Raw genomic sequence first — 4282 nt, 5'->3', positions numbered from 1 at the left:
ACATGTAACCCAGGGAATGCTGCCTTTATCCCAATCGCCAATAAAATCAGCCATGCTCCGAAATCTCCCGCCTCCAGTGCCTGAGTCAGTGGTTCCAGAGAAAATGCCGACGCCCCTTCCCCGTGGTAACGCAGAAGAATACCGGCGAGCAAAAGCAGACCCGAAGAAACATGAAAAAAGAGGTATCGAAATCCGGACTCCTCCGCCTGCTTCGTCTTGCGACCCCAGATCTGAAAGACAGAGGTGATCGCCAGCCCTTCCCACCAAAGAAAGAGAGAAAGCATGTCCCCGGCAAAAGCAACTCCCACCGCAGTGGCAGCATAAAGTAAAGCCATTGAGATCTGCCACGGATCACGGAGGTGAAAGGAATAAATTCCGGCCACCAGAGCCGCCAAATGAAAAAGGTAACCAAAAAGCTTGGCCTGTTGATCAACCGCTACACCAATAATATCATAGCCGAAAAGAGCCAAGTTTGACGTGCTTCCCAACTCCAATGTGTAAATATGCCAAAATCCCAAAATGGGAGCGAGTACCAACGCCATGGAAGCAAAGCGACCACGAAGAACGGCGGCGGCGAGGCCTCCCAATATCAAAGCAGTTGCGGGATGTGTCCCAATTTCCATGGTTATCGCGAGAGTATTCATGTTATTTATCCCAATAATCCTCGTCTCTCATCAGTGTCTTTTTTCCCTTCCAGTCCCTCATCAGTTTGGAAACATAGACCAGAGCAACGCAGGCCAGAAATCCATAAATACCATAAAACGCCGGTAAGGTTTCCAGGGAACGCAGGCTGAACTCTTCCGCAAAAGCAGCATGCTTGTGCCAACCGACAGTGAAGACAAGGTCGGCTACCACCACCAAGCCACAAAGCCAATAAAATCCACGGATGATCTTCCGTACATTTTGTGGTTCATCCAACCATCTCTTCGGTTCGTCTAAATTCTGTTTTGGGTTACTCATCTTTCAGATTCAAAATTATTCAATTATTTTGACCAGCCGCAAGAGTGGGTCGGAGAGAAAAAAGAGTACGAAGCATCCCAGTGCGGTCAGGGCTAAAGGCACCACACAGGCCATCGGGGCTTCCTGTATTCCGGGATTTTCTTCCGTTTCATCCGTGCGGAAGAACGCAGTCACTGCCACCGGCAGCAAATAAAAAACATTGAGCAGAGAACTTACCAGTAAAACGCCCACCACCCAGATTGCATCTCTATCCAGAGCTCCCAGGGCAATGTACCACTTACTCACAAATCCTCCCAGCGGCGGCAGTCCAATCACGCTCAGGGATCCGATCATAAACGCTCCCATCGTGATAGGCATCCTTCGTCCAAGACCACGCAATTGACTGACATACTTCTTCCCCGAGGCTACAAATATCGCACCCGCACAAAAGAACAGGGTAATTTTACCACAGGCATGCATGGCGATATGAAGGACTGAACCTCCAATTCCCATATCCGTAGCCAGAGTAGCCCCCAACACCACATAGCCGAGCTGGCCAATTGTGGAAAATGCCAGACGACGTTTCAAGTTATCCTGCGAAAGTGCGATCAGTGAGGAAATCAAAATCGTGGCACAGGCAATTCCGATCAGCCAGTCTTCCCCGTCCAGTTCACGCAGGACTTCAGTTCCAAAAATATCAGAATATACTCGAATAACACAGAAGACACCCACCTTGACCACCGCTACGGCATGCAGTAATGCGGAAACCGGTGTGGGCGCGACCATCGCACCCGGCAACCATGAATGGAGCGGCATTAATCCAGCCTTAGCAAAGCCAAAGGTAAAAAGAGCAAGAAGAATGATTTGAGTGGTCTGACTGAATTCTCCCACTTTCCCGGTATCAGCAAGGAAGTCCATTGTTACAGTTCCACCGTCTAGCCAAACATAACACCAACTCAAGGCGGGAAGGAGCAGGCAAAGAGAGGTAAAAAGTAAATACCCAAGATAAGTCCGGCCACCGGTTCGAGCCTCCTTGTCCTGCATGTGAGTAACAAGCGGAAAAGTCGAGACCGAGAGCATTTCGTAAAAGAAATAAATGGTGAGTAAGTTGGCCGAGAATGCGACCCCCATTGTAGCCGATAATGAAATTGCAAAGAATGAATAGAATCTCGTCTGTGCATGTTCATGCAGTCCGCGCATATACCCAATGGCATAGACCGTAGTGGCAATCCAAAGAAGCGAGGCAACACAGGCAAAGAGCAATCCAAATCCATCCACTCGAAGAAGTAAGGGAACATTCGTAAAAATTTGCCAAATATGAAATTCAATAATTCCACCACCCAACAATAAGGGTACCATAGATAAGACAGCAGACGCCTGAACAATAGCAGCTAGAAAAGTGAAGGTCTCCCGTAGATTTCTTCTTTTTTCGCCCGCCCACACAATTCCAATCAATCCAATTAAAGGGGCGACCAATGCAATTAATGGACGAATATCCTCAATAACGGTTACTTCTGGTGCACTCATTTAATGTCCAGTCCCCCGCGGTAAATTATAATCACTCAGAAAAATCTCAATTAAAGAAACAACGTCCTGATTGTAGATCCCCACTACAATCACAATGGTCGCAGAAACCAATAAAGGAATAAGCATAGATAATGGTCCTTCATCAAAACGGGTCTGTTCAGCATTTAGTCCAAGATCACCGTGCCCATGTCCCAAATTCTCTCCACTTTCTGTTACAGCAAGATGGATTCTCTCTATTAATCGGAAAAATAATACCACCATTACCATGGTCGAGAACATAAGCACGACCATATACTCCCATCGCTGAGATACCATGCCTCCGGTTATTAGGTACCACTTACTGAAAAATCCACAGGTCGGAGGCAGTCCAATAATTGAGAACCCTCCGATAAAAAAGCCGGTCATTGTTAAGGGCATCTTTCCAAATAAACCGCGCAATCCATCAAATTTTGTCGTCTTCGCCTTTCTTAAAATGAGCCCGGCACCAAGAAACAGACACAGCGTCATGCAAGCATCACTAATGATGTGAAAGATCGAACCGATAAATCCGTAGTAGTTATAAATCCATATCCCCCCGACCATGTAGCCAACCTCGGCCACAATCAAATAGGCAAGCATTCGTTTAATTTCCCGCTGAGCCAGTGCCATTACGGCGGCACATAAGATCGCCACAACCACCAACCAAGGCATAACATCAACCCACATAGTGGATTCAAAAGAAAATTCGACTCCGAAAACAGACAACACCATTCGAATCATCACATAAATCATCACCTTCGTGACCAAAGGGGCAAGCAGGCAGGAAGTCGTTGTGGGTGCGTTGCAATACGCGTTAGGCAACCAGGCATGGAAGGGAAAAAAGGCCATTTTTATAAGAATTCCAATCCCGACTAAAACAAAGGCAACTTGCATAGTAGCCGAGTCGGCCAATCCATTTGCTTCAATTGCCTGCTGTATCCCAATCATGTTGAGGGTACCAGTTTTGATATATATGTACCCCACCCCAAGGAGATAGAGTGAAGCTCCTATCGTTCCGAGCATGACATAATTAAATGTGGCCGCAGCTGCCCGGTTTGAACCCATTGCAATTAAACCATATCCAGTCAGCGCAGCCACCTCGATCAGGACATATAAATTAAACGCGTCTCCCGTTAAACATATCCCCGCCAATCCGGTAATCTGGAGTAAAAAGAGGGTGTAAAAGAGAGGCTCTTTTCCAGGAGTCTCCTCCTGAACCGGTAATTTTGAATAAATGGCCACGATTAACCCAACACCCAGAACTACCAATGTGATTAGTATTCCTAAAATATCTGCATAAAATTCGATACCGACTCCCCGTGGGTATTGATCGAGCGTCCATCCGCCAAATATGTAGGAAATGGTGTGTTCCTCAGAGGCAATGACCTGCCTTAAGGCTTCAATCCCTGCCCAGAGCGAACCCGCCATGGAAAGAACTGCTATCGGATAACAAATTTTCTTGTTCCCCATTCCCAAAATTGCACAGGCTACCGATCCGAATAACGGGAAAATTAAAATCCAAGCTATTGCATTTTCCATCATTTCTTCGGCGTCTTGGGCTTAGGCTTCGAAGCCGTTGCTTTTTTTGCATTGGAGGTGGCTTTCGCCCGAGCAGTCGGTTTTGCTTTTGGTTTTGCTCTCGGCTTTGGCTTGGCTTTGGTAGTCGATTTGGATGCCGCCGTTTTTGGCTTCGCAGGAGATTTTTTAGATCCAGTGGTCGTCGACTTGGATGCTGCCGCTTTTCGCTTAGGCGAAACAGGTTTGGCTCCGGAAGTTTTTGCCTTGGTTGTGGTAGTGG

Annotated in this window: 4 protein-coding genes and 1 pseudogene; 1 reads left to right on the top strand and 4 read right to left on the bottom strand. The window is 47.1% G+C overall.

Annotated features, from left to right (window positions below; genetic code table 11):
- The 4 genes and pseudogenes from ACKPQ5_RS00680 to ACKPQ5_RS00665 form a co-directional block, all read right to left on the bottom strand.
- Window positions 1-644: pseudogene (locus ACKPQ5_RS00680) on the bottom strand (Na(+)/H(+) antiporter subunit D); the annotation flags it as partial.
- 1 nt (window position 645) lies between these two features.
- Window positions 646-960, bottom strand: coding sequence for a hypothetical protein (locus tag ACKPQ5_RS00675; protein WP_407677160.1), 315 nt, complete (start codon window positions 958-960; stop codon window positions 646-648).
- A 15-nt stretch (window positions 961-975) separates the two neighbouring features.
- Window positions 976-2466, bottom strand: coding sequence for a monovalent cation/H+ antiporter subunit D family protein (locus tag ACKPQ5_RS00670; RefSeq protein ID WP_407677159.1), 1491 nt, complete (start codon window positions 2464-2466; stop codon window positions 976-978).
- Window positions 2467-4026, bottom strand: a complete 1560-nt coding sequence (locus tag ACKPQ5_RS00665) for a complex I subunit 5 family protein (protein ID WP_407677158.1) — start codon at window positions 4024-4026, stop codon at window positions 2467-2469.
- 12 nt (window positions 4027-4038) lie between these two features.
- Between ACKPQ5_RS00665 and ACKPQ5_RS00660 the strand changes: the two genes are divergently transcribed.
- Window positions 4039-4282 (top strand): hypothetical protein (locus tag ACKPQ5_RS00660; protein ID WP_407677157.1); only part of this gene is annotated, 244 nt, incomplete at its 3' end.

It is taken from the genome of Candidatus Seribacter sulfatis (assembly GCF_964187635.1).
Classification (GTDB): Bacteria; Verrucomicrobiota; Verrucomicrobiia; order Opitutales; family Seribacteraceae; genus Seribacter; species Seribacter sulfatis.
The sequence above is the reverse complement of the archived record's forward strand: the minus strand, read 5'-3'. Positions and strand labels throughout refer to the sequence as shown.